24 protein-coding genes are annotated in these 24,856 nt (G+C 66.5%); 17 read left to right on the forward strand and 7 right to left on the reverse strand.

All coding sequences use genetic code 11. The annotated features are described in order from the left end of the window. Position 1 precedes the first annotated feature (1 nt). The 8 genes from KU884_RS11585 (at position 2) to KU884_RS11620 (ending at position 8,768) form a co-directional block, all read left to right on the forward strand. Positions 2–391, forward strand: coding sequence for a SirB2 family protein (locus tag KU884_RS11585; protein ID WP_167782790.1), 390 nt, complete (start codon positions 2–4; stop codon positions 389–391). A gap of 248 nt (positions 392–639) precedes the next feature. Beyond that, the gene (locus tag KU884_RS11590) at positions 640–1,386 is read left to right on the forward strand and encodes an SDR family NAD(P)-dependent oxidoreductase (protein WP_167782791.1); all 747 of its coding nucleotides are present in this window, start codon (positions 640–642) and stop codon (positions 1,384–1,386) included. Between the two features lie 474 nt (positions 1,387–1,860). Then, the gene (locus KU884_RS11595) at positions 1,861–2,661 is read left to right on the forward strand and encodes an ABC transporter ATP-binding protein (RefSeq protein WP_254432032.1); all 801 of its coding nucleotides are present in this window, start codon (positions 1,861–1,863) and stop codon (positions 2,659–2,661) included. After that, positions 2,651–4,621, forward strand: coding sequence for a long-chain fatty acid--CoA ligase (locus tag KU884_RS11600; protein WP_167782792.1), 1,971 nt, complete (start codon positions 2,651–2,653; stop codon positions 4,619–4,621). The genes KU884_RS11595 and KU884_RS11600 overlap by 11 nt, the downstream gene beginning before the upstream one ends. An 11-nt stretch (positions 4,622–4,632) precedes the next feature. After that, positions 4,633–5,514: a branched-chain amino acid ABC transporter permease gene (locus tag KU884_RS11605; protein WP_167782793.1), complete on the forward strand. Its 882-nt coding sequence runs from the start codon at positions 4,633–4,635 to the stop codon at positions 5,512–5,514. 4 nt (positions 5,515–5,518) lie between these two features. After that, the gene (locus tag KU884_RS11610) at positions 5,519–6,592 is read left to right on the forward strand and encodes a branched-chain amino acid ABC transporter permease (RefSeq protein WP_167782794.1); all 1,074 of its coding nucleotides are present in this window, start codon (positions 5,519–5,521) and stop codon (positions 6,590–6,592) included. A gap of 39 nt (positions 6,593–6,631) precedes the next feature. Beyond that, a complete protein-coding gene (locus KU884_RS11615) occupies positions 6,632–7,879 on the forward strand; it encodes an ABC transporter substrate-binding protein (protein WP_167782795.1) in 1,248 nt (415 codons plus the stop codon). A 58-nt stretch (positions 7,880–7,937) separates the two neighbouring features. Beyond that, complete coding sequence (locus KU884_RS11620; protein ID WP_167782796.1) at positions 7,938–8,768, forward strand: ABC transporter ATP-binding protein; 831 nt, start codon at positions 7,938–7,940, stop codon at positions 8,766–8,768. 10 nt (positions 8,769–8,778) lie between these two features. Here the strand turns inward: KU884_RS11620 and KU884_RS11625 are convergent, their stop codons facing one another. Continuing rightward, on the reverse strand, positions 8,779–9,210 hold the full coding sequence (locus tag KU884_RS11625; RefSeq protein ID WP_254432033.1) for a PaaI family thioesterase: 432 nt from the start codon (positions 9,208–9,210) through the stop codon (positions 8,779–8,781). Positions 9,211–9,307: 97 nt separating this feature from the next. On the opposite strand from KU884_RS11625, the gene KU884_RS11630 reads away from it, so the two are divergent. From KU884_RS11630 to KU884_RS11660, 7 genes are all read left to right on the forward strand, one after another. Next, entirely contained in the window at positions 9,308–9,724 is a 417-nt protein-coding gene (locus KU884_RS11630; protein ID WP_167782797.1) for a MerR family DNA-binding transcriptional regulator, read from the forward strand. Positions 9,725–9,798: 74 nt separating this feature from the next. Continuing rightward, positions 9,799–10,962 (forward strand): isovaleryl-CoA dehydrogenase, encoded by a 1,164-nt coding sequence (locus tag KU884_RS11635; RefSeq protein WP_217351495.1) that lies wholly within the window; start codon positions 9,799–9,801, stop codon positions 10,960–10,962. Between the two features lie 18 nt (positions 10,963–10,980). Beyond that, complete coding sequence (locus tag KU884_RS11640; protein ID WP_167782799.1) at positions 10,981–12,588, forward strand: carboxyl transferase domain-containing protein; 1,608 nt, start codon at positions 10,981–10,983, stop codon at positions 12,586–12,588. A 16-nt stretch (positions 12,589–12,604) separates the two neighbouring features. Beyond that, a complete protein-coding gene (locus tag KU884_RS11645; RefSeq protein ID WP_167782800.1) occupies positions 12,605–13,396 on the forward strand; it encodes an enoyl-CoA hydratase/isomerase family protein in 792 nt (263 codons plus the stop codon). Between the two features lie 7 nt (positions 13,397–13,403). Continuing rightward, complete coding sequence (locus tag KU884_RS11650; protein WP_167782801.1) at positions 13,404–15,404, forward strand: acetyl/propionyl/methylcrotonyl-CoA carboxylase subunit alpha; 2,001 nt, start codon at positions 13,404–13,406, stop codon at positions 15,402–15,404. 427 nt (positions 15,405–15,831) lie between these two features. Then, positions 15,832–16,734: a hydroxymethylglutaryl-CoA lyase gene (locus KU884_RS11655; RefSeq protein WP_167782802.1), complete on the forward strand. Its 903-nt coding sequence runs from the start codon at positions 15,832–15,834 to the stop codon at positions 16,732–16,734. A 235-nt stretch (positions 16,735–16,969) separates the two neighbouring features. Further along, positions 16,970–18,322, forward strand: coding sequence for an L-serine ammonia-lyase (locus tag KU884_RS11660; protein ID WP_167782803.1), 1,353 nt, complete (start codon positions 16,970–16,972; stop codon positions 18,320–18,322). Between the two features lie 9 nt (positions 18,323–18,331). Here KU884_RS11660 and KU884_RS11665 read toward each other — a convergent pair whose 3' ends face one another. Further along, a complete protein-coding gene (locus tag KU884_RS11665; protein ID WP_167782804.1) occupies positions 18,332–19,261 on the reverse strand; it encodes an AEC family transporter in 930 nt (309 codons plus the stop codon). 270 nt (positions 19,262–19,531) lie between these two features. On the opposite strand from KU884_RS11665, the gene KU884_RS11670 reads away from it, so the two are divergent. Further along, positions 19,532–20,152 carry a QsdR family transcriptional regulator gene (locus KU884_RS11670; RefSeq protein ID WP_167782805.1) on the forward strand — a complete coding sequence of 207 codons (621 nt, stop codon included), beginning with the start codon at positions 19,532–19,534 and terminating at the stop codon, positions 20,150–20,152. Between the two features lie 72 nt (positions 20,153–20,224). Here the strand turns inward: KU884_RS11670 and KU884_RS11675 are convergent, their stop codons facing one another. Further along, on the reverse strand, positions 20,225–21,142 hold the full coding sequence (locus KU884_RS11675; RefSeq protein ID WP_167782806.1) for a thioesterase family protein: 918 nt from the start codon (positions 21,140–21,142) through the stop codon (positions 20,225–20,227). Between the two features lie 137 nt (positions 21,143–21,279). Between KU884_RS11675 and KU884_RS11680 the strand changes: the two genes are divergently transcribed. Beyond that, entirely contained in the window at positions 21,280–21,783 is a 504-nt protein-coding gene (locus KU884_RS11680; protein ID WP_167782807.1) for a hypothetical protein, read from the forward strand. A 195-nt stretch (positions 21,784–21,978) separates the two neighbouring features. Here KU884_RS11680 and msrA read toward each other — a convergent pair whose 3' ends face one another. The 4 genes from msrA to KU884_RS11700 form a co-directional block, all read right to left on the reverse strand. Then, a complete protein-coding gene (msrA, locus tag KU884_RS11685) occupies positions 21,979–22,578 on the reverse strand; it encodes a peptide-methionine (S)-S-oxide reductase MsrA (RefSeq protein WP_167782808.1) in 600 nt (199 codons plus the stop codon). A 4-nt stretch (positions 22,579–22,582) separates the two neighbouring features. Further along, on the reverse strand, positions 22,583–23,125 hold the full coding sequence (msrB, locus tag KU884_RS11690) for a peptide-methionine (R)-S-oxide reductase MsrB (protein WP_167782809.1): 543 nt from the start codon (positions 23,123–23,125) through the stop codon (positions 22,583–22,585). A gap of 151 nt (positions 23,126–23,276) precedes the next feature. Beyond that, positions 23,277–24,113, reverse strand: a complete 837-nt coding sequence (locus tag KU884_RS11695) for an alpha/beta fold hydrolase (protein WP_167782810.1) — start codon at positions 24,111–24,113, stop codon at positions 23,277–23,279. 80 nt (positions 24,114–24,193) lie between these two features. Continuing rightward, positions 24,194–24,856, reverse strand: coding sequence for a PP2C family serine/threonine-protein phosphatase (locus tag KU884_RS11700; protein ID WP_167782811.1), 663 nt, complete (start codon positions 24,854–24,856; stop codon positions 24,194–24,196).

Below are 24,856 nucleotides of genomic sequence, written 5' to 3' on the forward strand. Positions count from 1 at the left end.
CATGGCCGAGTACTACACCCTGATCAAGCATGTGCACCAGGGCAGCGCCATCCTCAGCGTTGCCCTGTTCATCCTGCGGGGCATCTGGATGATGGCGGGATCGGGCATGCTGCAGCGGGCGTGGGTGCGTATCGTGCCGCACGTCATCGACACGGTACTGCTGGTCAGTGCCCTGCTGCTTGCCTGGATCATCGCCCAGTACCCCTTCGTCCATGGCTGGGTGACCGCCAAGGTGGTGGGGCTGGTGATCTACATCGCCCTGGGCATGATCGCGCTGAAACGCGGACGGACCATGGGCATCCGCGTGGTGGCCTGGGTCGCCGCGCTGATGGTGTTCGCCTACATCATGCTGGTGGCGGTGACCAAGCAGGTGCTGCCCCTGATCGGCTGAGGTGGCGACCAGGCATCGCGGCACAAGGCGGGGACCATGGCGCCATCGTAGCCATCGTAGGGCGGACCTTCAGGTCCGCCGATGGGCTTCGATGAGCCACCTTGGCCTGCATGTCTTGCACGGCGGACCTGAAGGTCCGCCCTACGGTCCTCGGCCGAGCTGAAGGGCCGCCCTGCAATGCCCTCGACGACCAACACAGAGTGCATCTTGATACACCTCCACCACCAACCAACAACGGAGACACCCCCATGGACCTCGGACTCACCGGCCGCAAGGCCCTGATCACCGGCAGCACCGCAGGCATCGGTGCCGCCATCGCGGAGACGCTGGCGCGCGAAGGGTGTGATGTCGCCATCTGCTCCCGCAGCCAGGACAAGGTCGACGCCATGCTGGCCCACCTGGAGCCGCTGCCGGGCCGCGCCATCGGCCGTGCGCTGGACGTCAGCAACCACGCCGCCTTCGCCGCCTGGGTGGAGACCGCCGTGGGCGAATTCGGCGGCCTGGACATCTTCATTCCCAACGTCAGCGCCATGACCAGTGACTGGGAGCAGATGGTGAACACGGACATCCTCGGCACCGTGGCCGAGGTGGACACGGTACTCCCGCATCTGCTGCAGTCCGACCAACCATCACTGGTCTACATCAGCTCCATCGCCGGGCTGGTTGGCGTCCCGCCCATGGCCGCCTACGGCGCGATCAAGGCCGCCATGAGCCACTACATGAAATCGCTGTCGGTCAAGCTGGTGCGCAAGGGTGTGCGCGTGAATGCCGTCTGCCCCGGCGACATCCTTTTCCCGGGTGGTGTGTGGGATCGCGTGCAGCAGAACGACCCCAAGCAGTTCGAGAAGGTGCTCAAGCGCAACCCCATGGGCCGCCTCGGCACCCCCCAGGAGATCGCCAACGCCGTCGCCTTCCTGGCAAGCCCCGCGGCCAGCTTCATCACCGGCGCCCAGCTGGTGGCAGACGGCGGCAACACCACCCACGTCCAGGGCTGATCCCGCGGCCCGGCCCTGCCGAGGCACGATACCCCTCCGGGGCACCTGTAGGGTGGACCTTCAGGTCCACCTTCCCCCGACCTGCAGGCCAAGGTGGCCCATCGAAGCCCGCAATGGCGGACCTGAAGGTCCGCCCTACGCCTTCTGCCCTGCGAATTACCCTCCCTTCAGCGGCCGCCTTGCCGCACCGCGTCACAAGTCATAGTTGACGCTTACGTAAAGGGCATCTATGTTTTCTCTCAAGGTGCGCGCTGCGATGGATGCATGAAAACAGACTTTATTTCAGCATCATAACCGCATACGCACAGGCGAAACCTTCACCTGACAATGAGTAAAGACATTACCCCTTTGTGTCTTGCTTTACGTTTACGTTAACGGAAAGGTTTGCGCCTGCCCGAGCAAGGGCCTGGAGGAGAATGAAGGGCGGCGGTCACAGCAGCCCTCCGACAACACACAATTCGAGAGGACGGTCCCGTGGCAGCGACTGAGCAGCGAACGGACACGCCCACCCTGCAGTGCAGGCAGATCATGCGCCGCTTCGGCGGCCTTGTTGCGCTGAAGCCCACCGACCTGGAGATCCGCCCCGGCGAGATCTTCGGGCTGGTGGGCCCCAACGGCTCCGGCAAGACCACCCTGGTCAATGCCGTCACTGGCTTCTACCCGCCCCAGGAGGGAGAGATCCTGTTCGAGGGGCGGCCCATCAATGAACTCAAACCCTACCGGGTCGCCGCCCAGGGCATCGCCCGCACGTTCCAGAACGTGGCGCTGTTCAAGGGCATGAGCGTGCTGGACAACATCCTGCTCGGGCGCCACGTGTTCATGCGCCCCAGCGCCCTGGCCTCGCTGTTCTACTGGTGGTGGGCGCAGAAGGAAGAGGTGCGACACCGGGAGAAAGTGGAGGAGGTCATCGATCTGCTGCAGCTGGAGAGCGTCCGGGACGAACCCGTGGACGTGATCCCCCTGGGCGTGCAGAAGCGGGTGGAACTCGCCCGGGCGCTCGCCGCCGAACCGCGTTTCCTGATCCTGGACGAACCCATGGCGGGCATGAACCAGGAGGAGAAGGAGTACATGGTGCGGTTCATCCTCGACGCCCAGGAAGCGCTGGATCTCAGCATTCTTCTCATCGAGCACCACATGGACGTGGTGACCGCCATCTGCGACCGGGTGGCCGTGCTCAACAACGGCGAGAAGATCGCTGAGGGCACCGCCCAGGACGCCATCAAGGATCCGGCCGTGGTCGCCGCCTACATCGGGAAGTCGCGCGATGCAGCCTGAACACCAGACCGCTACCGACACGACCGCCCCCGAAGCCCTGCACCCGCACTGGCAACGGGACGACAATCTCATCCGCCTGCTGGCCGAGAATGCCCGCACGGTGCCGGACGGTATCGCCATGCGCGAGCGCGACCAGGGCATCTGGCAGCAGTACACCTGGTCCGAATACCTGGAGACGGTGCTCGCTTTCGCCGCCGGCCTCGACGCCAACGGCGTGAGCCCCGAAGACAACATCCTGGTCATCGGTGACAACCGGCCGGCCATGTATTTCGGCATGATGGGGATGGTCTGCCTGCGCGCTGCGCCCTCCCCGGCCTATCCGGACACCACACCGGACGAGGTAGCCGACCAGATGCGCCGCGAAGGCATCCGCTTCGCCCTGGCGGAAGACCAGGAGCAGGTGGACAAGCTGCTGCAGATCCGCGAGGACTATCCGGAACTGGCGCTCATCATCTACGACGATCCGCGGGGACTTGCCGGCAAGGAGGCCGAAGGCGTCAAGGCATTCCGGGGTCTTCGCGACGAGGGCCGCCGGCGCCTGGCCGAAGAGGCGGGCCTGCGCGAAGACCTGCTCTCCCGGGCCAGTGTCCACGACACCGCAGTGCTCCTGCATTCCTCGGGCACCACCGGCGCCCCCAAGGGCATCCCGCTGAAACACGGGCATATCCTGTCCGGCGTACGCAACGCGGCGGCGGCCGGCTACTTCGACGAGGGCGAAGTGCACATGGCCTACCTGCCCCTGGCCTGGGTGGGTGACTTCATTTTCTCCATCGGCGCCGCCGTGGCCCTGCGCTTCTCGGTGAACATCCCCGAGCGCCAGGAGACCGCCCTGCACGACCTGCGCGAGATCGCGCCGACCCTGTATTTCAGCTCGCCCCGGGCGTGGTCCAACATGCTCACCCGGATCCAGGTGGGCATCGACGAGTCCACCGGTCTCAAGCGCCGGCTCTACAGCCGTTTCATGCCCTTCGCCGTGGAGCTCGAGCGGCGACGCCTGAACGGCCAGCAGCCCAGCGGTGCGGAGCGGTTCTGGCGGGCGCTGGGCGAGATCCTTGTCTACGGCCCGATCAAGGATCAACTCGGCCTGGGCCGGGTGCAGCGCCCCTACACCGCCGGCGAGGCCATCGGCGAGGAGGTGTTCCTGTTCTTCCGCGCCCTGGGGCTGAACCTGCGCCAGTTCTACGGCCAGACGGAGAACTGCGCCCTGTGCGCCGCGCAGGACCCGGACACCATCAAGCTCCACACCGTGGGCAAGCCGTTCCCCGGCGTCGAGGTGCGTATCACCGACGACGGCGAGATCATCATGCGCGGCGACAACGTCTTCGACGGCTACTACAACAAGCCCGACTCCACCGCGGAGACACTCCAGGACGGCTGGCTGCACACTGGCGATGCCGGCTATCTGGAGGACGACGGCCAGATCGTGGTGCTCGGCCGTGTCTCCGAGGTGGTCTACACCGCCGCCGGCGAACGCTTCATCCCCACGTATGTGGAGAACCATCTGAAGTTCAGCCAGTACATCAAGGACGTGTGCATCATTGGCGAGGGACGGGATCACCTCACCGCCATCGTGTGCATCGACCTGGATGCAGTCGGCCACTGGGCCGAAGAACACGGCGTCGGCTATACCTCGTTCGCCGATCTCTCGCAGAAGCCCGACGTGTACGCACTCATCCTGGGGGTGATCGCGCACGTGAACACCAAGCTCCCGGAGGGGCTGCAAATCCGGCGCTTCGTGAACCTGCACAAGGAGTTCGACCCGGACGACGGCGAGGTGACACGTACCCGCAAGCTGCGGCGCAACGTCATCGACAAGCACTACGCGCCCATCATCGAGGCCCTGTACGACGGCCGAGACGAGATCGAATACGAGGCGCAGATCACCTATGAAACCGGCGAATCCGGTGTGCTCAAGCGCCACCTGGCCATTCGTGATCTGCCCGCCGGCGGGACCAACTGAGGCTCACCGACATGGAATACTTTCTGGAACTGCTGATCAACGGGGCGCTCACGGGCCTGATGTACAGCCTAGTAGCGCTGGGAATCGTGCTGATCTACAAATCCGCCGGGGTACCCAACCTGGCCCAGGGCGCCATGGTGATGCTGGGGGCCTATTTCGTCTGGATGTTCTCCAGCATGGCGGGCATCCCGCTGTATCTCTCCATCGCCCTGGCCATCGTCGCGATGTTCGCCTTCGGCCTGCTGGCTGAACGCCTGCTGCTGCGCAAGATGGTCGGCCAGCCCATCATCATGATCGTCATGCTGACCCTGGGCCTGGAGATTTTCCTGCGGGGGCTCGGCCCGGGGCTTCTTGGTGCCGCGCCAAAGTCGCTGGATCTCGGTATACCGCTCACGCCCATCATCGTCGGCGATATCTTCATCAACCGGGATTACCTGGTGGGCGGCACCGTGGCACTACTGTTGATCGGCCTGTCGCTGCTGTTCTTCCGCACCCGCATCGGCACCAAGCTGCGGGCGGTGTCCGACGACCATGTCTCCAGCTGGTCAGTGGGCATCTCCGTGGAGCGGGCCATCGGCATCTCCTGGGGCCTGGCCGGGCTGTGCGCCGTGGCGGCGGGCACCCTGTGGGGGTCCGTGCAGGGGGTGGACTGGACACTCTCCGCCCTGCTGTTCCCGGCCATCGCGGTGGTCATCCTGGGCGGCCTGGACAGCATCGTCGGCGTACTGGTCGGCGGGCTGATCCTGGGCATTCTCGGCAGCGTCATTCCGGGCTATGTGGACCCGATCGTGGGCGGCGGTACGCGTGACGTGGTCACCTCGCTGCTCATTCTGCTCACCATCCTGGTCCGGCCGCACGGCATCTTCGGCCGCGAAGACATCGAGAGGGTCTGATTCCATGTTCTATCGTCTGTCCGGAGTCCACCACACCCGCTACCAGACCGCCCGCCAGCTCTGGCCGGTACCGGCGGATCGCCGCATTGTCATTGGCCTGCTGGCCCTGGCGCTGGCAGCCCCCCTGTTCCTGCCGGACCTGTACCTCAGCAGCTACATGCTGCCCTGGCTGGTGTGGAGTGCCGCCGCCCTGTCCCTGACCCTGCTCATGGGCATCGCCGGTCAGCTCCACTTCGGCTTTGCCGCGGTCATGGCCATCGGTGCCTACTCGAGCATCCACATTGTGCGCGCGGGCTGGCCCTTCGAGATCGCCCTGATCGGCGCCGGGCTGACCGCCGCCGTCATCGGCTGCATCTTCGGTGCCGCGGCGCTGCGGGTGAAGGGGCTGTACCTGGTCATGGCGACCCTGGCCATGCAATACCTGGTGGACTGGGTGATCATCAACGTTCCCGCCATCTCCGGCGGTGCCCAGGCGACACTGCAAACGCCGGATGTCACCTTCCTGTTCGTGCCCATGCAGGGCGACTGGGCGCTGTACTACGGCGCACTGCTGTGGGCGGTGATCGTCACCCTGTTCGTGCTGAACGTGAAACGCACCAGTTTCGGCCGCGCCCTGGTTGCGGTGCGGGACAAGGACTACGCCGCCTCGATCATCGGCGTGAACAGTTTCAAGTACAAACTGCTGGCCTTCTTTGCCAGCTCCTTCCTGGGCGGTGTCAGCGGTGCCGTGCTGGCGTTCTGCTACTACCAGGCGGTAACGCCGGAGCAGTTCGGCTTCAATGTATCCATTCAGCTCGTCGCCATGGTGCTGGTGGGCGGTCTGGGCAGCGTGATCGGCGCCTATCTCGGCGCCGGCTTCGTCCTGCTGGCGCCGATCATGCTCACCAACGTGGTCGCCTGGATGGCCATCCAGGGGTGGCTCACGGTGTCATCGAACCTGCTGGCGCACATCCCGCTCATGGCCTACGGGGCGCTGATTATCGGGTTTTTGTTGTTCGAGCCCCTTGGGCTCGCGAAGATCTACGACAACATCAGGAAATACTTCCTGGTCTGGCCGTTCCGGCACTCCCGGAGCTGACCTGTCCCGGAAGACATCACAAGACGAGGAGGAGTGACCATGCAACGCTTAATCAAGGGTCTGACAGGGGCGGTCGCGGCGGCGGCGCTCACCGCCACGGGCACCAGCAGTGCCGATAACGACACCATCAAGTTCGCGTTTCCACAGGACTTCACGGCGGTCTATACCTTCGTGACCGACGAGTACAACCAGGGGCAGCGCGACTACCTGCGCCTGGTCAACGAGGAAGGCGGCATTGACGGGCACATGTTCGAGGCCCTGGTCCGGGATACCGGCAACGAGCCCCAGCGAGGCCTGGAAGCCTACAACCGGGCACGTCGTGAAGGCGCGGTACTCATCGACTTCCTCAGCACGCCGGTCTCCCGGGCGGCGGTCAACCGTGTGCTGAACGACGAGGTGGTCATGATCACCCCGCTGCACGGCCGCGGTGATGCCAGCGAGGGCACCACATTCCCGTACGTGTTCCCGCTCATGGCCACCTACTGGTCCCAGGCCACCGTGCTGGCCAACTACATCGACGAGAACCATGGCGGCCTGGAGGGCAAACGCATCGCCCACGTCTACATCGACTCGCCGTTCGGGCGCGAGCCGGTCCCGGTCATGGAGCAGCTTGCCGAGCGCGAGGGCTTCGAGTACCGCACCTTTGCCTATCCGAGCCCCGGCAACGAGCAGTCGGCCACCTGGTCCGACGTGCGCCGCTATCAGCCTGACTTCGTCATGATCTGGGGTGCCGGCGGTGGCCAGCCGGTGTCGGTGCGCGAGGCGATCCGCAACGGCATCGATCCCGAGCAGATCCTCTCCGTGGTGTGGATGGCGGAAACCGACGCGCGCACCGTCGGTGTCGACCGTGCCCAGGGTCTGAAGCGCTTCGAGGCCGTGGCCACCGGCCGCGACTATCCGATCATCGAGCGCATCATGGAGCACGTGATCGAACCGGGTCATGGCGCAGGCGATCGTGAGAACGTGGGCACCACCTACTACAACATCGGCGTGGCCACCATGGCCGTTGCCGTGGAAGGTGCGCGCAAGGCACTGGAGGAACACGGCGCACCGTTGACCGGCGAGAAGCTCCGGGACGGCATCCGCATGCTGGAGAACTTCGACGCCGAAGGCATGATGCCGCCGGTGACCTTCTCCGAGGACGACCACCAGGGCGGCGGCTACGGCCGCGTCTCCCAATGGAACGGTGAGGAATGGGAGCCCATCACCGACTGGTACAACGCCTACCAGGACATCGTCTGGGAGGAGATCCGCAAGGACGCCGAGGGCTTCCGCGAAGGCCGCTGATGGCAGACAGCCCGCCGGTGCCGACCGCACCGGCGGGCCCCACACGGGGAACGCATTCATGACTGCAGATGCAGCACAGGCAACCGGCACGGCCCCGGGCACGATCCTCTCCATGAGCAACGTGGAGGTGATCTACGACAAGGTCTTCCTTGCCATCAAGGGCGTCTCGCTGGAGGTGGGGGATGGCCAGATGGTCGCGCTGCTCGGCGGCAACGGCGCAGGCAAAAGCACTACGCTGAAGACCATCAGCGGCCTGCTGGCACCGGAACGCGGCGAGGTCACCCGCGGCCACGTGCACTTCCGTGGCGAGGACCTGGCGCCGCTCAGCGCCTCCCAGCGGGTACAGCGGGGGCTGGTGCACGTCCTCGAGGGGCGACGGATCTTCGGTCACCTCACGCCAGAGGACAACCTGCTGGCCGCCTACCCGGTGCGGGGCAGCCGTGCCCGCTACCAGCAGCTCCGCGACCAGGTCTTCACCTACTTCCCGCGCCTGAAGGAGCGCTCACGGACCAAGGCGGGGTACCTCTCCGGCGGCGAGCAGCAGATGCTGGCCATCGGCCGCGCGCTGATGACCGAGCCCAAACTGCTGATGCTGGATGAACCCAGCCTGGGCCTCGCACCGGTGCTGGTGGAGGAGATCTTCGCCATCATCCGCGAGATCAACGCCAACGAGGGTGTCAGCGTGCTGTTGGTGGAGCAGAACGCCGCTGCGGCCCTGGAAATCGCCCACCACGCCTACCTGGTGGAGAACGGCCACATCGTCATGAGCGGGGAAGCCGATGTCCTGCGTCAGAACCCGGACGTACAGGAATTCTATCTCGGCGGCACCGGCAAGGTGGACTACCACAATGTCAAGCACTACCGGCGCCGCAAGCGCTGGCTGGCGTAAGCGCCGCAGCTCAGCGCGCGGTGGTCACCGCCATGGTGGCCGTCACCCGGGCCACCAGGCGCTCTTCGCCGTCGCGTTCGGCGAGCACGTCCGCCTCGGTCACCATCAGGGTGCGCCCGGCGCGCAGCACCGTGGCCCGGCAGCGAAGGCGCTCGCCCACGCCCGGGCGCAGGAGGTTGACCTTGTACTCGGCAGTGAGAATGATGTCGTCGGCCGCGACCAGCGTGAACGCGGCGCAGCCGGAGGTGTGGTCCGCCAGCGCGCCCTGGACGCCGGCATGCACGTAGCCGTCCTGCTGAAGGTGGGCATCGGTCACCGTGAGCACGGTTTCGCAGTAACCGGGGCGCGCGTCGACGAAGCGCGTACCCAGGTTGCGCATGAACGGAGGCTCCTCGACGAGGGCCATGACGCGTTCGCGGTAGGCAGGATTCTTCGGTTCCATGAGGACTCCCTGGCCCGGAGGCAGTACTGTCACCGCCACGGGCGGAATGTTACGTTTACGTAAACGGAAGCATACCCAACTGAGGACCCTGAACACCATGGAAGCCGTTCGCACGATCAGCAGCGCCCCGGTCTACACCATCGGCGAACTCGCACGGGAGTTCGACATTACCACGCGGGCGATTCGCTACTACGAGGACCAGGGCCTGCTGGAGCCCATTCGGGAAGGCCAGAAGCGGATGTACCGTCGCCGCGACCGGGCACGGCTGAAACTGATCCTGCGCGGTAAGCGCCTGGGCATGACCCTGAGCGAGATCCGCGAGACCTTCGTGCTGTACGACCAGGCGCACGGGCACCAGCGCCAGTTGCGCTACTACCTGGGTGTCCTCGACGAGAAGCGCGAACAGCTCAAGCAGCAGCGCCGGGACATCGAGGATGCGCTGAACGAGCTCGAGCAGTCCTACGCCCGCTGCCAGGAACTGCTCAACGAACAGAAACGTGGCGAGACCGGCTGAGCGGCTGGCCCGCAAGGGCTTCGACCCCGATACCACAGACAGCGCCACGGCGCTGCATGGAGAACACAACCATGGTGCACATCCCGACCCTGAACTTCGGCCTGGGCGAAGAACTGGACATGCTGCGCGACCAGGTGGCGAACTTTGCCGCCACGGAGATCGCGCCGCGCGCCGCCGAGATCGACGCGAGCAACACCTTTCCCCATGACCTGTGGCGCAAGCTCGGCGACATGGGCCTGCTCGGCATCACCGTGGAAGACGCCTACGGCGGTGCCGACATGGGCTATCTGGCGCACATGATCGCCATGGAGGAGATCTCCCGGGCGTCGGCGTCTGTAGGGCTGTCCTACGGCGCCCACTCCAACCTGTGCGTCAACCAGATCCGCCTCAACGGCACCGAGGAGCAGCGTCAGAGGTACCTGCCGAAGCTCGTCTCCGGCGAGCACGTGGGGGCGCTGGCCATGTCGGAGCCGGGCGCCGGCTCCGACGTGGTGTCCATGAAGCTGCGCGCCGAGCGCAAGGGCGATCACTTCGTCCTCAACGGCAACAAGATGTGGATCACCAACGGCCCCGACGCCCATACACTGGTGGTCTACGCCAAGACCGACCCGGACGCGGGCAGCAAGGGCATCACCGCATTTCTCATCGAACACGACATGCCCGGGTTCTCGACGGCACAGAAGCTGGACAAGCTCGGCATGCGCGGCTCCAACACCTGCGAGCTGGTATTCGAGGACTGCCAGGTGCCGGCGACCCACATTCTCGGCCGGGAAGGCGGCGGCGCCCGGGTGCTCATGAGCGGGCTGGACTACGAGCGCGCCGTACTCGCTGCCGGACCCCTGGGCATCATGCAGGCGTGCCTGGATGCGGTGGTGCCCTACGTGCACGAGCGCAAGCAGTTCGGCGAGCCCATCGGCACCTTCCAGCTCATGCAGGGCAAGATCGCCGACATGTATACCACCCTGAACGCCTGCCGCGCGTACGTGTACGCCGTGGGCGCCGCCTGCGACCGCGGCGAGACCACGCGCAAGGACGCCGCCGGCGCCATCCTCTACGCTGCCGAGAAGGCCACCCAGGTCGCGCTGGAAGCGATCCAGGCGCTGGGCGGCAACGGCTACATCAACGAGTACCCCACGGGGCGGCTGCTGCGTGACGCCAAACTCTACGAGATCGGCGCCGGCACCTCCGAGGTGCGGCGCATGCTTATCGGCCGTGAACTGTTTGAACAGACCAAATAGACGACTAAGGACACTGCGATGACGGTGCTGAAATCCCGCGTCGACCCCCGCTCCGAGGAGTTCCAGGCCAACCGTGATGCCATGGGCGCCTTGGTCGCCGACCTGCGCGAGCGGGTGGCCCGCGCCAAGGAAGGCGGCGGCCCGGGGCCGCAGAAGCGCCATACCGACCGCGGCAAGTTGCTGCCCCGCGACCGCATCCGGGTGCTGCTGGATGTGGGCTCACCCTTCCTGGAGCTCTCCCAGCTCGCCGCCACCGACATGTACAACGACGAGGTGCCCTCGGCGGGCATCATCACGGGCGTCGGCCGGGTGAGCGGGCGCGAGTGCATGATCGTGGTCAATGACGCCACGGTGAAGGGCGGCACCTACTACCCGGAGACAGTCAAGAAGCACCTGCGAGCCCAGGAGATCGCCGCCGAAAACCACCTGCCCTGCATCTACCTGGTCGACTCCGGCGGTGCCAACCTCCCCAATCAGGACAAAGTGTTTCCCGACCGCGACCACTTCGGCCGCATCTTCTACAACCAGGCCAATCTCTCGGCGGCGGGCATCCCGCAGGTGGCGGTGGTGATGGGCTCGTGCACCGCCGGCGGCGCCTACGTGCCCGCCATGTCCGACGAGAGCATCATCGTCAAGGAACAGGGCACCATCTTCCTGGGCGGCCCGCCGCTGGTGAAGGCCGCCACCGGCGAAGTGGTCAGCGCCGAGGACCTGGGCGGCGCCGACGTGCACTCCCGCGTCTCCGGCGTCACCGACCACTACGCCTTGAACGACGCTCACGCGCTGGGCATCGTGCGCCAGAGCGTGAGCTACCTCAACGGCACCAAGCAGGTGGATCTCGACATCCGCGAACCGGAAGAACCGCTGTACGATCCGGAAGAGCTCCACGGGGCCATTCCCACGGACCTGCGCAAGCCCTACGACGTCCGCGAGGTGATCGCCCGCATCGTCGACGGCTCACGCTTCGAGGAATTCAAGCAGCTCTACGGCACCACCCTGGTCTGTGGTTTTGCGAGGATCTTCGGTTATCCCGTGGGCATTATCGCCAACAACGGCGTGCTGTTCTCGGAATCGGCCCTCAAGGGCGCCCACTTCGTGGAACTGTGCAGTCAGCGCGGCATCCCGCTGGTCTTCCTGCAGAACATCACCGGCTTCATGGTGGGCAGCAAGTACGAGGCCGGCGGCATCGCCAAGGACGGGGCCAAGCTGGTCACCGCGGTGGCCTCCACCAGCGTGCCCAAGTTCACCGTGATCATCGGTGGCAGCTTCGGCGCCGGAAACTACGGCATGTGCGGCCGCGCCTACTCGCCCCGCTTCCTGTGGATGTGGCCCAACGCCCGGGTCTCGGTGATGGGCGGCGACCAGGCCGCCAACGTCATGGCGCAGGTCCGCCGCGACGGCCTGGAGCGCAAGGGCGAGGACTGGAGCACCGAGGACGAGGAGGCCTTCAAGGCCCCGATCCGCGAGCAGTACGAGCACCAGGGCCACCCGTACTACGCCACCGCACGGCTGTGGGACGACGGCGTCATCGACCCGGCGGACACCCGCATGGTGCTCGGCCTGGGCATCTCCACCAGTCAGAACGCACCGACGCGGGATACCCGCTTCGGCGTCTTCCGCATGTAACGGAGTCACTGCAGCCATGAGCAACGAGGCATCCATCCTGGTCGAGCGCACTGCAGGCATCGCGCAGGTCTCCATGAACCGGCCCGAGCGGCACAACGCCTTCGACGACACCTTCATCGCCGAACTCACGGGCATCCTGAAGGACCTGGAGCGTGACCAGAGCGTCCGGGTCGTCGTGCTCGGGGGCAACGGCAAGAGCTTCTCCGCCGGCGCCGATCTCAACTGGATGCAGCGCATGGCCGGCTACACCCGGGAGCAGAACGAGGCCGACGCCCTGGCGCTCGCCGAACTCATGGAGACCCTGGACGGCCTGGGCAAACCCACCATCGCCAAGGTCCACGGCGCCGCTTTCGGCGGTGGGGTCGGCCTGGTGGCCTGCTGCGACATCGCCATCGCCTCCGAAAACGCCACATTCTGTCTTTCGGAAGTGAAGCTCGGGCTCATCCCCGCCGCCATTTCACCCTATGTGGTCAAGGCCATGGGCGAGCAGCACGCACGACGCTATTTCGTCACCGCCGAGCGTTTCGGCAGCGCCGAGGCGGTGCGGATCGGCCTGGTGCACGAACACGTTGCCGCGGCATCCCTGGATGCACGCGTGGAAGAGCTTCTTGCCCAGATGCGCGGCAACGGCCCCGAGGCCATGGCGGCGGCCAAGGACCTTGCCCGCGCCGTTGGCCGCGGCCCGGTGAACCGCGCCATGATCGAGGACACCGCCCGGCGCATCGCGATCATCCGCGTGGGCGACGAGGGGCAGGAAGGCATGTCCGCCTTTCTGGAAAAACGCAAACCCGCGTGGCTGCAGGAGTAAACCAGGCATGTTCCGTACGGTCCTGATCGCCAACCGCGGCGAGATCGCCTGCCGCATCGCCCGCACCTGCCGCATCCTGGGGGTGCGCACCGTGGCGGTGTACTCCGACGCCGACGCCGACGCCCTGCACGTCCATGCCTGCGACGAGGCCTGGCCCATTGGCCCGGCGCCGGCCCGGGAGAGCTACCTCAACACCGATCGCATTCTGGAGGTGGCCCGCCGCAGCGGCGCCGACGCCATCCACCCCGGGTACGGCTTTCTCTCGGAGAACGCCGACTTCGCCGAGGCCTGCGACCGGGCCGGCGTGCGCTTCATCGGCCCGCCGGCGTCGGCCATCCGCGCCATGGGCTCCAAGAGCGCCGCCAAGAGCATCATGCAGGAGGCCGGCGTGCCGCTGGTGCCCGGCTACCATGGTGACGACCAGAGCCCGGAGCACCTGCAGGCCGTGGCCGAAGAGATCGGCTACCCGGTGCTGATCAAGGCCTCCGCCGGCGGCGGCGGCAAGGGCATGCGGCGCGTGGACGACCCGCAGGACTTCGGTGACGCCCTGGACGGCGCCCGGCGCGAGGCCAGAGCCAGCTTCGGCGACGACACCGTGCTGCTGGAGAAGTACCTGCTGCAGCCGCGCCACGTGGAAGTCCAGGTGTTCGCCGACGGACACGGCAACGCCGTACACCTGTTCGAGCGCGATTGCTCCGTGCAGCGGCGCCATCAGAAGGTGATCGAGGAGGCGCCCGCGCCCGGTCTTTCGGAAGACAAGCGCCGGGCCATGGGTGAGGCGGCGGTGGCGGCGGCCAGGGCCATCGGCTACCAGGGCGCCGGCACCGTGGAGTTCATCATGGACGCCCACGGTGAATTCTTCTTCATGGAGATGAACACCCGGCTGCAGGTGGAGCACCCGGTCACGGAGATGATCACCGGCGAGGACCTGGTGGCCTGGCAGCTCCAGGTGGCCGCCGGCGCCCCCCTGCCCCGCACCCAGGAGGCGCTGTCCTTCAGCGGCCACGCCTTCGAGGCGCGCATCTACGCCGAGGACCCGGAGCGGGACTTCCTGCCGGCCATCGGCACGGTCGCCGGCCTGCGCACACCGGAGGAGAACCGGCACGTGCGCATCGACACCGGCATCCGCGAGGGCGACACCATCTCCATGCACTACGATCCCATGATCGCCAAGCTGGTGGTCTGGGACAGCGACCGGTCCGCCGCGCTGCTGCGGCTGCGCAATGCCCTGCAGGCCTTCACCGTGGCCGGCACCACCACCAACGTGCGCTTCCTGGACCGCATCGCGGGCCACCCGGCGTTCGCCGACGGCGGCGTGGACACCGGCTTCATCGAGACCTACCGCAGCGACCTGTTCCCGGCGCCGACGCCACCCTCCGACCGCGTCCTGGCGGTGGCCGCGCTGTACGAACTGCTCAGCGTCGATCAGGCCGCCGCCGAGCGCGCCCGCGGCTCCGCGGATCCCTGGTCCCCCTGGCACGCCACCGACGGCTGGCAGCCCAACAGTGACAACCACCACGTCCTGCACTTCCTGGACGGCGACAACGATCTGGAGGTCGTGGCCCACTACCGACGCGACTGTTTCCTGCTGGACCTCCCCGGCGGCACCGTGCGCGCCGAAGGCACCCTGGCGGCGGACGGCCGCCTGCGCGTGGCCCTGGACGGCGTCCACCTGGACGCCCGGGCCCTGCAGACCGACGACCGCCTGCGGGTGTCCATTGCCGCCGAGGACCGGGAGCTGGTGATCCACGACCCGCTCGCCGCCGGCATGGCCGACGAAGTCCGCGAAGGCAGCCTGACGGCCCCCATGCCGGGTACCGTGCTGCAGGTGATGGTCAACGAAGGCGACCATGTGGAGGAAGGCGCCGCACTCATGGTGCTGGAAGCCATGAAGATGGAGCACACCATCCGCGCCTTCGTCTCCGGCAAGGTGGACAAGATCAATTTCCGCGAAGGCGAACAGGTTTCCGAAGGCGCGGAGCTTCTCGCCATCGCGGCGGAGGAATGACACGGTCGCGGCTGGCGCCGCTCCTACAAGTCAACCGGCGTCATGAGGCGGCCATCGGGGCCGGAGCGTCGCCCCCGTAGGGTGCATCTTGATGCACCGTTGACGACTTCGATCAACGGCGTACAGGTGCATCAAGGCGTAGGGCGGACCTTCAGGTCCGCCGATCGGGCTTCGATGAGCCCCCTTGGCCTGCATGTCTGTAAACGGCGGACCTGAAGGTCCGCCCTACGCGCCGCCCAATGACAGGTAACGTCGCCGCGGGCCCGCTCGTAGGGTGCATCTTGATGCACCGTTGCGCCGTTGATCGAGGCCGATAATGGTGCATCAAGATGCACCCTACACGTCGGCACGGCACCCCAGCCGGCGGCGTAGGAGCGGCGCCAGCCGCGACCGGAACCGACACGGCAATCGCAACACCGGAGGCCCCATGCCCCTGCCACACCACGTTCGCATCGTCGAAGTCGGCCCCCGCGACGGCCTCCAGAACGAGCCCGGCACCGTCGCCACCGAGACCAAACTGGAACTCATCCACCGGCTTGCCGACGCCGGCCTGCCCACGGTGGAGGCAACCGCCTTCGTCTCGCCGAAGTGGGTGCCGCAGATGGCCGACCATGACACCGTGCTACGTGCCATCCGGCGCACGCCCGGCGTCAACTACCCTGTTCTCACGCCCAACATGAAGGGCTTCGAGGCCGCCGCCGACGCCGGCGCCGAAGAAGTGGCCGTCTTCGGCGCCGCCTCCGAGAGCTTCTCGCAGAAGAACATCAACTGCTCCATCGACGAGAGCCTGGAGCGCTTCCGGCCGGTGGTGGAGGCCGCCCGTGCACGGGACATCCGCGTGCGGGGCTACGTCTCCTGCGTGCTCGGCTGCCCCTATGAGGGCGCCATCGCCCCGGCCACCGTGGCCCACGTGGCCAACGCGCTCTACACCATGGGCTGCTACGAGATCTCCCTGGGCGACACCATCGGTACCGGCACGCCGCTGAAGGCGCAGCGCATGGTGGAGGCCGTGGCCGCGCACGTCCCCATGGACGCCATCGCCGCCCATTTCCACGACACCTACGGCCAGGCCCTGGCCAACCTGTACGCCGTGATGGAACTGGGCGTGGTCACCGTGGACACCTCCGTCGCCGGCCTCGGCGGCTGCCCCTACGCCAAGGGCGCCTCGGGCAACGTCGCCACCGAGGACGTGGTGTACATGCTCGACGGCATGGGTATCGATACCGGGGTGGATCTCCATGCCCTGGCGGCCGTGGGCCGGTGGATCTCTGCAGAGCTCGGCCGCGAGCCGGCATCGAGGGTGGCCCGGGCCCTCGCGGCCCAGGGCTAACGGCGGCGCCACCGACGTAGGGCGGATGTTCACATCCGCCGCCTTCCAGAGCGTCCCACAACACGATCAACCCATGCGTAAGCACGCATCCGGTGGACCTGAAGGTTCACCCTACGCATGCTACGCAGGCCACGGTCGCCAGCGCATGACGCTCCTGACCGCCTGAGCGTCGCAGGATCACAAACGCCCTCCGGCTGACGGGCGCACACTCCCGCAATCGTGCAGGAGGTGCCCCATGACCCTGAGTGTTTTCGATTTCTTCCGTATCGGTATCGGTCCGTCCAGTTCCCATACCGTGGGCCCCATGCGTGCAGCCCGCCTGTTCGTCGATGCGCTGCACCGGGAAGAACTCCTGCCCTCCGTGGCCCGGATCAAAATCGAGCTGTTCGGCTCCCTGGGAGCCACGGGACGAGGCCACGGCAGCGGCCCCGCCGTCCTGGCGGGGCTGACAGGGGCAGAGCCCGAATCCGTCGAACCGGAGGCCCTGCCCCGGCTATCGGCGGATGTGGCGGAGCGCCATCGGTTACGGCTCCTCAACGGCCCCGAGATCCGGTTTCACCCGGACCGGGACCTGGTCTTCCACGGCCGTCGCAGCCTCCCGGATCACCCCAACGGTCTGCGCTTCAGCGCCCGGGACGGCGCCGACGCACCACTGACGACCCGTGACTATTATTCCGTCGGTGGCGGGTTCCTGCGCGGCGAAGGCCTGGCCGATGACGGCCCGGCACTGCCCTGCCCGTTCACCAACGCCCAGGAGTTGCTGGTCCTCTGCCAGCAGCGCGGCGAGGCCATCAGCGACATCATGCTTGCCAACGAGCGCATGCTGCGGCCGGAGCAGGAGACACGCACCGGGCTGCTGCGAATTCGCGACGTGATGCTGGAGTGCGTCAGCCGCGGTCTGGCCAACGACGGCACGCTCCCCGGACCGCTCCACGTGCAGCGCCGGGCACCGGGACTGCAGCGCCGCCTCATGAACGGCGCAGGCCAGGAACCACTGGCCGCCATGGACTGGCTGGGCGCTTACGCCATCGCCGTGAACGAGGAAAACGCCGCCGGTGGCCGGGTGGTCACCGCGCCCACCAACGGTGCCGCGGGCATCGTCCCCGCGGTGCTGCACTACTACCTCTACCACACGCCGGCCCCGTGTGAGGACGGTGTCATCCGCTACCTGCTCACCGCCGGCGCCATCGGCATGATCATCAAGGCCGGCGCGTCCATTTCCGGCGCCGAGGCGGGCTGTCAGGGAGAGGTGGGGTCCGCCTGCGCCATGGCCGCGGCGGGGCTGACGGAAGTCACCGGCGGCACACCCGGCCAGGTGGAAAACGCCGCAGAGATTGCCCTGGAGCACCACCTGGGCATGACCTGCGACCCGGTGGGTGGACTGGTGCAGATCCCCTGCATCGAACGCAACGCCATGGGCGCCGTCAAGGCGGTGAATGCCCAACGCCTGGCTCTGTGCGGGAACGGCAGCCACGTGGTCTCCCTGGACAAAGCGGTGCGCACCATGCGCGACACCGGCCGCGACATGAAATCCAAGTACAAGGAGACATCCCGCGGGGGGCTGGCGGTCAACGTGACCGAATGCTGAGCACGGACATCAGCCGGTCACCGCCAGCACCACCGCCAACGCGGGCACGGCCAGCAGGTTGGCGAGCACCACGATGCTGGCTGCCAGGCCTTCGTCGCCGCGGAGTTGTCTGGCCAGCACATAGGACACCGACGCCGTGGGACAGGCCAGCAGGATCATGGCAATCCGGGTGTGCTCGTCGGAGAGTCCGAACGCTTGGGACAGTGCGTAACCCATGGCCGGTAGCAGCGCCACTTTCATCATGGCCCCCACCACGGCCCAGCCAAGGCTCCCCTGGATGCGGGTGGTGTACAGCGTGCCGCCAATACAGATCAGCGCCAACGGCAGGGCCATTTGCCCCACTGCCCCCAGGGTGCGTGCCGCCACATCCGGCATGGCCCACCCGGAGAGGGCAAGCACGACACCCGCCAGCGAGGAGACCAGGATGGGGTTGGTCACCAGCCCGTACAGGGCAGGCCCCACCAGTCCGCGCCCGGAGCCGCCGCCGGAGAAAACCAGCACCACCACGGCAAGCACGTTGTAGAGCACCACCAGGGGTCCGAACACCAGCAACGCGCTGTCTTCCGCGCCGCCGCTGGCCCCTTCAAACGCATAGAGCACCACCGGCAGGCCAATGAACGCCAGGTTTCCGCGGAACACACCCTGAATGAAGGTGCCATAGGACCGACCGGGCATGCGCAGGGCGGCTGCCCCGAGCCCGGCGACGACAATGGCCAGAAGGGTCACCAGGGCGCAGACCAGGAGCAACCCCGTCACCCCCTGGACTTCCGGTTGCGCCGTGCCGATCCGATAGAACAGCAGCGACGGCAAGCCGACCCAATAGCTGAGTCGGTTGAGCTCCGCCAGGGCCTGCCCCGGCAGGAACCCCGAACGCGCCAGGGCCCAGCCAAGGAGGATGACCAGGAATACGGGTGCGAGTATATTGACGATCTCGAACATGCCGACCCCGGATGCACGAAGGGTCGCAAGCTTCCGCGTCATCGGCCTTGCGGTCAAGTCACTGCTCGGCGCCCGCCGACTGTTCAGCTACCGGCAAGCACATGATACATATTCTGTTGTTGTCTATTTAGTCCGCTTGGTGTATCAATCTGGAGACGGTATCATCTGCGCGATGCGTCTGCGCCGGACTGCTCATGTCGCTGAACCAGAACGGCCGTGCGATTGCGCCTGATCTGCGTAACGCGCGGCATTAACGGGAATCCCTTTTCGATGACACGCAAAACCCCTCTCGCCATCGCCCTGAACGAAGACTCCCCGGGCAGCCGCCCCACACCGGTGACCGCGTTCCAGCACGCGCGTCATTGGTGGCTCAAGGGGCAGCGACTGAACCTCTCTGCCCTGGCCGAGGAACTTGGCATCGGCCGTGCCACCCTGATGCGTTGGGTAGGCAACAAGGAACTGCTGCTCGGCGAAATTCTCTGGTCGCTCTACAAGCAGATCCTGGACAACGCCCGCGCACGTGCGGACGACGACCCGCAGTTGAAAGGAGTCGACTACCTCGCACGCATCTATGAGGACATCAACGCCGAAATCATCGAGGCGGAGCCACTGCACCAGTTCCTGCGCCAGGACCCGCAGTTCGCCCTGCGGGTCCTCACCTCCAATGTCAGCGGCCTCCAGGAGCGCCTGCTGGACGCCTGGAAAAAACTGCTGGACGAGCAGGTGGACAAAGGCGCCATCTCCCCGCAGATGAACACCGAGGATCTCGCCTTCTTCGTGGTGCGCATCGGCGAGGGCGCCATCTACAGTGACATCATCTGCGGCCGGGAGCCGGCGCCGGAGCCCGCCACCAAGGCGTTCCGCCTACTGCTGAGCGGGAACGGGCACTAAGCAGGCGCTGCGCAATGACAGCTTTTCACGGGGCTCCGTGGTGGGGCGCGGAGCGCTTCGTGGGGAACGCCCTCAGGCCGACAGGCCGGGCACGATGTGGGCCTCCAGGATGGAGCGGCGGTCCTCGGGAATGGTAATGGCCTTGCGTGCATCCAGATCCAGCAGCACCGCCACCGCCTCCGCCGTCGCAATGACCTCGCCCGAGGAGGCGTCGAAGAGCCAGTGGCCGAACTGGTAGGCCTTCGTCCCCACGGTGCGGATGCCGCTGTAGAGGGTGAGCAGGTCATCCACCCGTGCCGGCTGCCGATAGACGAACCGATACTCCAGGGCCGCCCCGCCGATCCGCCCCTGGGATCGATCCTCACGGGTGAGACGCACGAGCAGGTTGGGCACCGCGTCGGAGACGATGCCCATATGCGCATCCGTGGCGAGATAGCCGTGGGCGTCACCCCGGGCCGGCAGCACCGGGCCACGCCAGGTCGCTTTCATACCGCCCTGCTCGGCTTCCGCCACCGTCGGTGCTGGCCGCGGCGCGTGCAGATCCAGTCCGCGCGGCGCGCCGTGCTCAGGCACGTCAGTAATGAGGGCGCGTGCTCTGTCCACGGCGCCACCCGGCAGCTGTCGGGGCGATCGGGTACGGGCGTCCTGGAGCTGTGCGGTGACCTGGAAGGTGGCGACCACGTCCTCGCTGGCGGCATTCACCATCTCCTGGTAGACCGTCAAACGCTCCGGTGTCGCCGCGATCACCCCGCCGTTGATCACCACCGGTGCACCAGGACGCTGCTCCTTGAGGAAACGGATATGGTGGTCCAGGGGGACCAGGCAGGCGCCGGAGTCCCGGAGGTCGCGTGGCGCCAGACCCAGCTCCTGGGCAAGCACCGCCAGCGCAGCGGTGGACTTCTGCACATAGAACTGGACGTTCATGTGCCCCATCATGTCCACTTCCCACTGCTGGACACTGTTGCGATAAAGCTCGATCAAGCGGCTCACGTTTTCAACCTTCTCTTGCGGATGGCGCCGCCAATGATACGGAAAACGCATCCGTAACGGGACTCGCCACCTTGCCTGCAGGGCGGGTATGCTGAGAGACAACTGAACCTCAGGGGCCATCAGGGAGCGCGGTCACCATGATTCGACACGCCTTGTGCAGGACAGCCCCCGCCCTGGCTCTCATTGCCGGGCTCGCGGGCGGATCGGCCACCGCCGACGTCATCCAGGCCTACCCCGCGGTCTACGAACTCAGCCACATCACCGACGACGGCGCCCGCGTCATCGCCAGCGGCGATGTGCTGGTGCAGGAAAATCGCACCGTGGACGTGCGCGAAGGTGACGACGACGAAGGTCCCGCGATCCACCTGTCGTTCACGGCCGAGCAGGCCGACGAGGACGAGCGCCGCCTGGCGGTCAACATCGCCGCGGAAATCGCTTACCAGGAAGGCGAGCGCCGCATCAGTGCCGGCGACGACGAGGACAACGGCAACTTCATCACCGGCCCGGATGTCCGCCGGGTTACCTTCGAAACCCGCCGCTGGCAAACGATGGACAACCCGGAACCGTTGCGCATCCTCCACGAGGAAGGAGACGAGACCTACCTGCTTACCCTGATGTTCGAACAGGGCGCCTTCCGCTAACCTCCGCCGCCCCCATGATCCCGCCCGGGTGACCCGACGCCAACGGTAGGGCGGACCTTCAGGTCAGCCGATAGGGCTTCGATAAGCGCCCTGCCTTGCATGTCTGGCAACGGCGGACCTGAAGGTCCGCCCTACGCCTGGGATCCGGAAGGTGCATCGAGTTGCACCTTCCGGATCCTCGTCCATGTTCATTCTTCACTCACCCCAGAGTTCTCCCAGGCGCCCGTCACGGCCGCAGCTGGCGCGGTAGAAGCGGTAGCGCAGCGGGTTCTTCTTGTAATAGTCCTGGTGGTACTCCTCCGCCAGGTAGAACGATCCGGCGTCGAGAATTTCGGTGACAATGGGCCTTTCGAAACGCCCGGAGTCCTCCAGCGCCTCCTTCGAGGCCTCCGCCGCGGTGCGCTCGGCCTCATTGGAGGGGAATATCGCCGCGCGGTAGTGATCGCCCCGGTCACAGAACTGGCCTCCGGCATCCAGGGGATCGATGTTGCGCCAGAAGATCTCCAGGAGCTCATCGTAGGAAATACTCTCCGGGTCGTAGGTGATGCGCACGGCCTCGTAGTGGCCGGTACCACCCTGGACGACTTCCTGGTACGTGGGGGCCTCGACATGACCGCCGGTGAACCCCACCTCGGTGTCCAGCACGCCCTCCACATCATCGTAAGGCGGTTGCATGCACCAGAAACAGCCGCCGGCGAACACCGCTTCCGCCGCATCATCGTCACTGACACCGGGTGCGGCGTAGAGTCCAAGGACCATCAGCACGCCGAGGATCAAACCGGATCGCAGTCGCATCGCTCTACCCCCTCAGCCCCGGCAGTTCGTCGTCCACATGGACGAAACGCAGCGCAAGCCCGTTGTTGCACCAGCGTTCGCCGGTGGGATCGGGCCCGTCGTTGAACACGTGCCCCTGGTGACCACCGCAGCGCTTGCAATGGTATTCGGTGCGCGGCCAGATCATTTTCAGGTCCAGCTTGGTGTCCATGTGTCCGTCGAAGGGCGCATAGAAACTGGGCCAGCCGGTGCGGCTGTCGAATTTGGTCGCGGAGCTGAACAGGGGCAGGAAACAGGCCGCGCAGACGAACGTCCCGTCCCGGTACTCGTCGTCCAGCGGGCTGGAGAACGGCTGCTCGGTCTCCTCCCGGAACAGGATCCGCCATGCATCTTCGTCCAGCTGCTCGCGCCACTGCCGAGCTGCACGGTCCAGTCGGTCAAGGTCGGCGCTGTTGATATCGAACTCGTGAAACCGCTGGAATGACGGCTGCGCTGCCGTGGCGGTCATGGGCACCATCCCCAGTACACTCAGGGCTGTTGCGCCCTGGATCAGTTGTCGCCGCTTCATGGATTGCCTCCCGGAATGGTTTCAACCGTAGGGCGGATCTTTAGATCCGCCTTCCCCCGACATGTACAACGAGGGTCCATCGAAGGCCGCTCTGGTGGACCTGAAGGTCCACCCTACGGCTTGTGGACTATGCGATTGGACAACGGAATGGTCATTCCATTTCAGCGAAATGCCCTGCCATGAGCAGATTCACCAGCCGGGGCCGTTCCACCACCAGGGCATGGCCGGCGCCGGGAACGGTGACGAACTGGCTGTCGGAGATGGCGTCGGCCACATCACGGTTGTCCGCCGGCGGGTACAGACGGTCTTCCTCGGCGGCCACCACCAGGGTCGGGCACTGGATACGGGCCAGCTGCGCAAAGGCGTCGCCCTCCACCAGTTCCCGGAAGCTGGTGTCATGCAGCGCCACCTGGCCCTCGGCGAAATCGTCCATGGCCTCGGCGGCCTCCCGGGTGGCCTTCATACCGGCATTGATGCGGTCGCCGAAACGGCTCAGGAACCCCTCGGAGTAGAGCTCCGGGATCATGCCGTGGAACTTGGTATGCAGATCTCCCGCCTCGGCCCAGTTGCGCCAGTTGATGACAATGCGCTGCGGCAGGGGGCGGATGCGCCCGGCGGTGGTCATCACCATCAGGCTGCGGGTCCGTCCCGGGTGACGGGCGGCAAACCGCATGGAAACGAAACCGCCATAGCTGGTGCCCACCAGATGACAGGGGCCCTGGATGCTCAGCACATCCAGCAGCGCCACCAGATCATCGGCATGGGTGTCGAAGCTCCACGGCCAGGGCCGGGTGAGCTCCGATCGCCACTGGCCGCGATACTCGAACCGCAGGGCATTCCACCCCAGGCGATCGGTCACCGCCAGCTGTCGCTCCCAGCCTTCCACGGTAGCCATGATGCCGTTACAGAAAACCACCGTGGGCGCCTCCGGCGCGACCTCGCGGTAGTCGTACCAGCACTGGAAGCCATTGGTCTGGACGTAGGGCACGGCAGGCGTTCTCCGGAAACAGCGAAGGATGCCGCCGAGCATGCCTGAGTCTGTGCCCGGGGCCAACGCTCCGGCGCGGGTCACCCCTGGATATGGACGGTAATACAGCTGACGTTGTCCGGCGCGCCGCGGACCAGGGCCTCCTCCACCAGGCGTGCGCAGGCCCGGGTCGGCGGCTCCCGCAACAACAGCTCACCGAGGGTGGTGTCGTTGAGCACCGTGGTGAGACCGTCCGAGCACAGCAGAAAGACATCGTCCTGGTACAGGTGCTCGTGGCTGCTCGCCAGTTCCACGGCACTGTCTACGCCAACGGCCCGGGTAAGAGCACCCGTGGAGGGATCGGCGTGGTCAGCGGTCAGGCGCCGGAGGGTGCCATCACGTAGCAGGTAGACGCGGCTGTCCCCCACCCACAGACAGTGGGCGTTGTCCGCTTCCAGGACCAGCAACGCCAGCGTGGTGCCGCTGATGTCGCCGTCGGCCTGCGCGGCGATGCTGCGGTTGACCGTCTGCACGGCATCCGCCAGCTGCTGCAGTAAACGCCACCCCTGCGCCGTATCGGCGGCCGCGTTGAGCGCCTGCGCCAGGGTGGCGCTGGCATCGGCACCACGCGTATGCCCGCCCATGCCATCGGCCACCGCCCACAACCCGGCATCCGGGCGCTCCACCACGGCATCCTGGTTGTCCCGCCGCACGCAGCCGCGGTGGGTCCGGGCGGCAGACAGCAGCGGCTCCTCGTGGCGCAT

Origin of the sequence: Aquisalimonas sp. 2447, from assembly GCF_012044895.1 — a bacterium.
Taxonomy (GTDB): Bacteria; Pseudomonadota; Gammaproteobacteria; order Nitrococcales; family Aquisalimonadaceae; genus Aquisalimonas.

Bases quoted from the DNA above. Each gene is read 5' to 3' on its own strand.
- KU884_RS11585 (WP_167782790.1), top strand. From the start codon at position 2: ATGGCCGAGTACTACACCCTGATCAAGCATGTGCACCAGGGCAGCGCC.
- KU884_RS11590 (WP_167782791.1), top strand. From the start codon at position 640: ATGGACCTCGGACTCACCGGCCGCAAGGCCCTGATCACCGGCAGCACC.
- KU884_RS11600 (WP_167782792.1), top strand. From the start codon at position 2,651: ATGCAGCCTGAACACCAGACCGCTACCGACACGACCGCCCCCGAAGCC.
- KU884_RS11605 (WP_167782793.1), top strand. From the start codon at position 4,633: ATGGAATACTTTCTGGAACTGCTGATCAACGGGGCGCTCACGGGCCTG.
- KU884_RS11610 (WP_167782794.1), top strand. From the start codon at position 5,519: ATGTTCTATCGTCTGTCCGGAGTCCACCACACCCGCTACCAGACCGCC.
- KU884_RS11615 (WP_167782795.1), top strand. From the start codon at position 6,632: ATGCAACGCTTAATCAAGGGTCTGACAGGGGCGGTCGCGGCGGCGGCG.
- KU884_RS11620 (WP_167782796.1), top strand. From the start codon at position 7,938: ATGACTGCAGATGCAGCACAGGCAACCGGCACGGCCCCGGGCACGATC.
- KU884_RS11625 (WP_254432033.1), bottom strand. From the start codon at position 9,210: ATGGAACCGAAGAATCCTGCCTACCGCGAACGCGTCATGGCCCTCGTC.
- KU884_RS11630 (WP_167782797.1), top strand. From the start codon at position 9,308: ATGGAAGCCGTTCGCACGATCAGCAGCGCCCCGGTCTACACCATCGGC.
- KU884_RS11640 (WP_167782799.1), top strand. From the start codon at position 10,981: ATGACGGTGCTGAAATCCCGCGTCGACCCCCGCTCCGAGGAGTTCCAG.
- KU884_RS11645 (WP_167782800.1), top strand. From the start codon at position 12,605: ATGAGCAACGAGGCATCCATCCTGGTCGAGCGCACTGCAGGCATCGCG.
- KU884_RS11650 (WP_167782801.1), top strand. From the start codon at position 13,404: ATGTTCCGTACGGTCCTGATCGCCAACCGCGGCGAGATCGCCTGCCGC.
- KU884_RS11655 (WP_167782802.1), top strand. From the start codon at position 15,832: ATGCCCCTGCCACACCACGTTCGCATCGTCGAAGTCGGCCCCCGCGAC.
- KU884_RS11660 (WP_167782803.1), top strand. From the start codon at position 16,970: ATGACCCTGAGTGTTTTCGATTTCTTCCGTATCGGTATCGGTCCGTCC.
- KU884_RS11665 (WP_167782804.1), bottom strand. From the start codon at position 19,261: ATGTTCGAGATCGTCAATATACTCGCACCCGTATTCCTGGTCATCCTC.
- KU884_RS11670 (WP_167782805.1), top strand. From the start codon at position 19,532: ATGACACGCAAAACCCCTCTCGCCATCGCCCTGAACGAAGACTCCCCG.
- KU884_RS11680 (WP_167782807.1), top strand. From the start codon at position 21,280: ATGATTCGACACGCCTTGTGCAGGACAGCCCCCGCCCTGGCTCTCATT.
- msrA (WP_167782808.1), bottom strand. From the start codon at position 22,578: ATGCGACTGCGATCCGGTTTGATCCTCGGCGTGCTGATGGTCCTTGGA.
- msrB (WP_167782809.1), bottom strand. From the start codon at position 23,125: ATGAAGCGGCGACAACTGATCCAGGGCGCAACAGCCCTGAGTGTACTG.
- KU884_RS11700 (WP_167782811.1), bottom strand. From the start codon at position 24,856: ATGCGCCACGAGGAGCCGCTGCTGTCTGCCGCCCGGACCCACCGCGGC.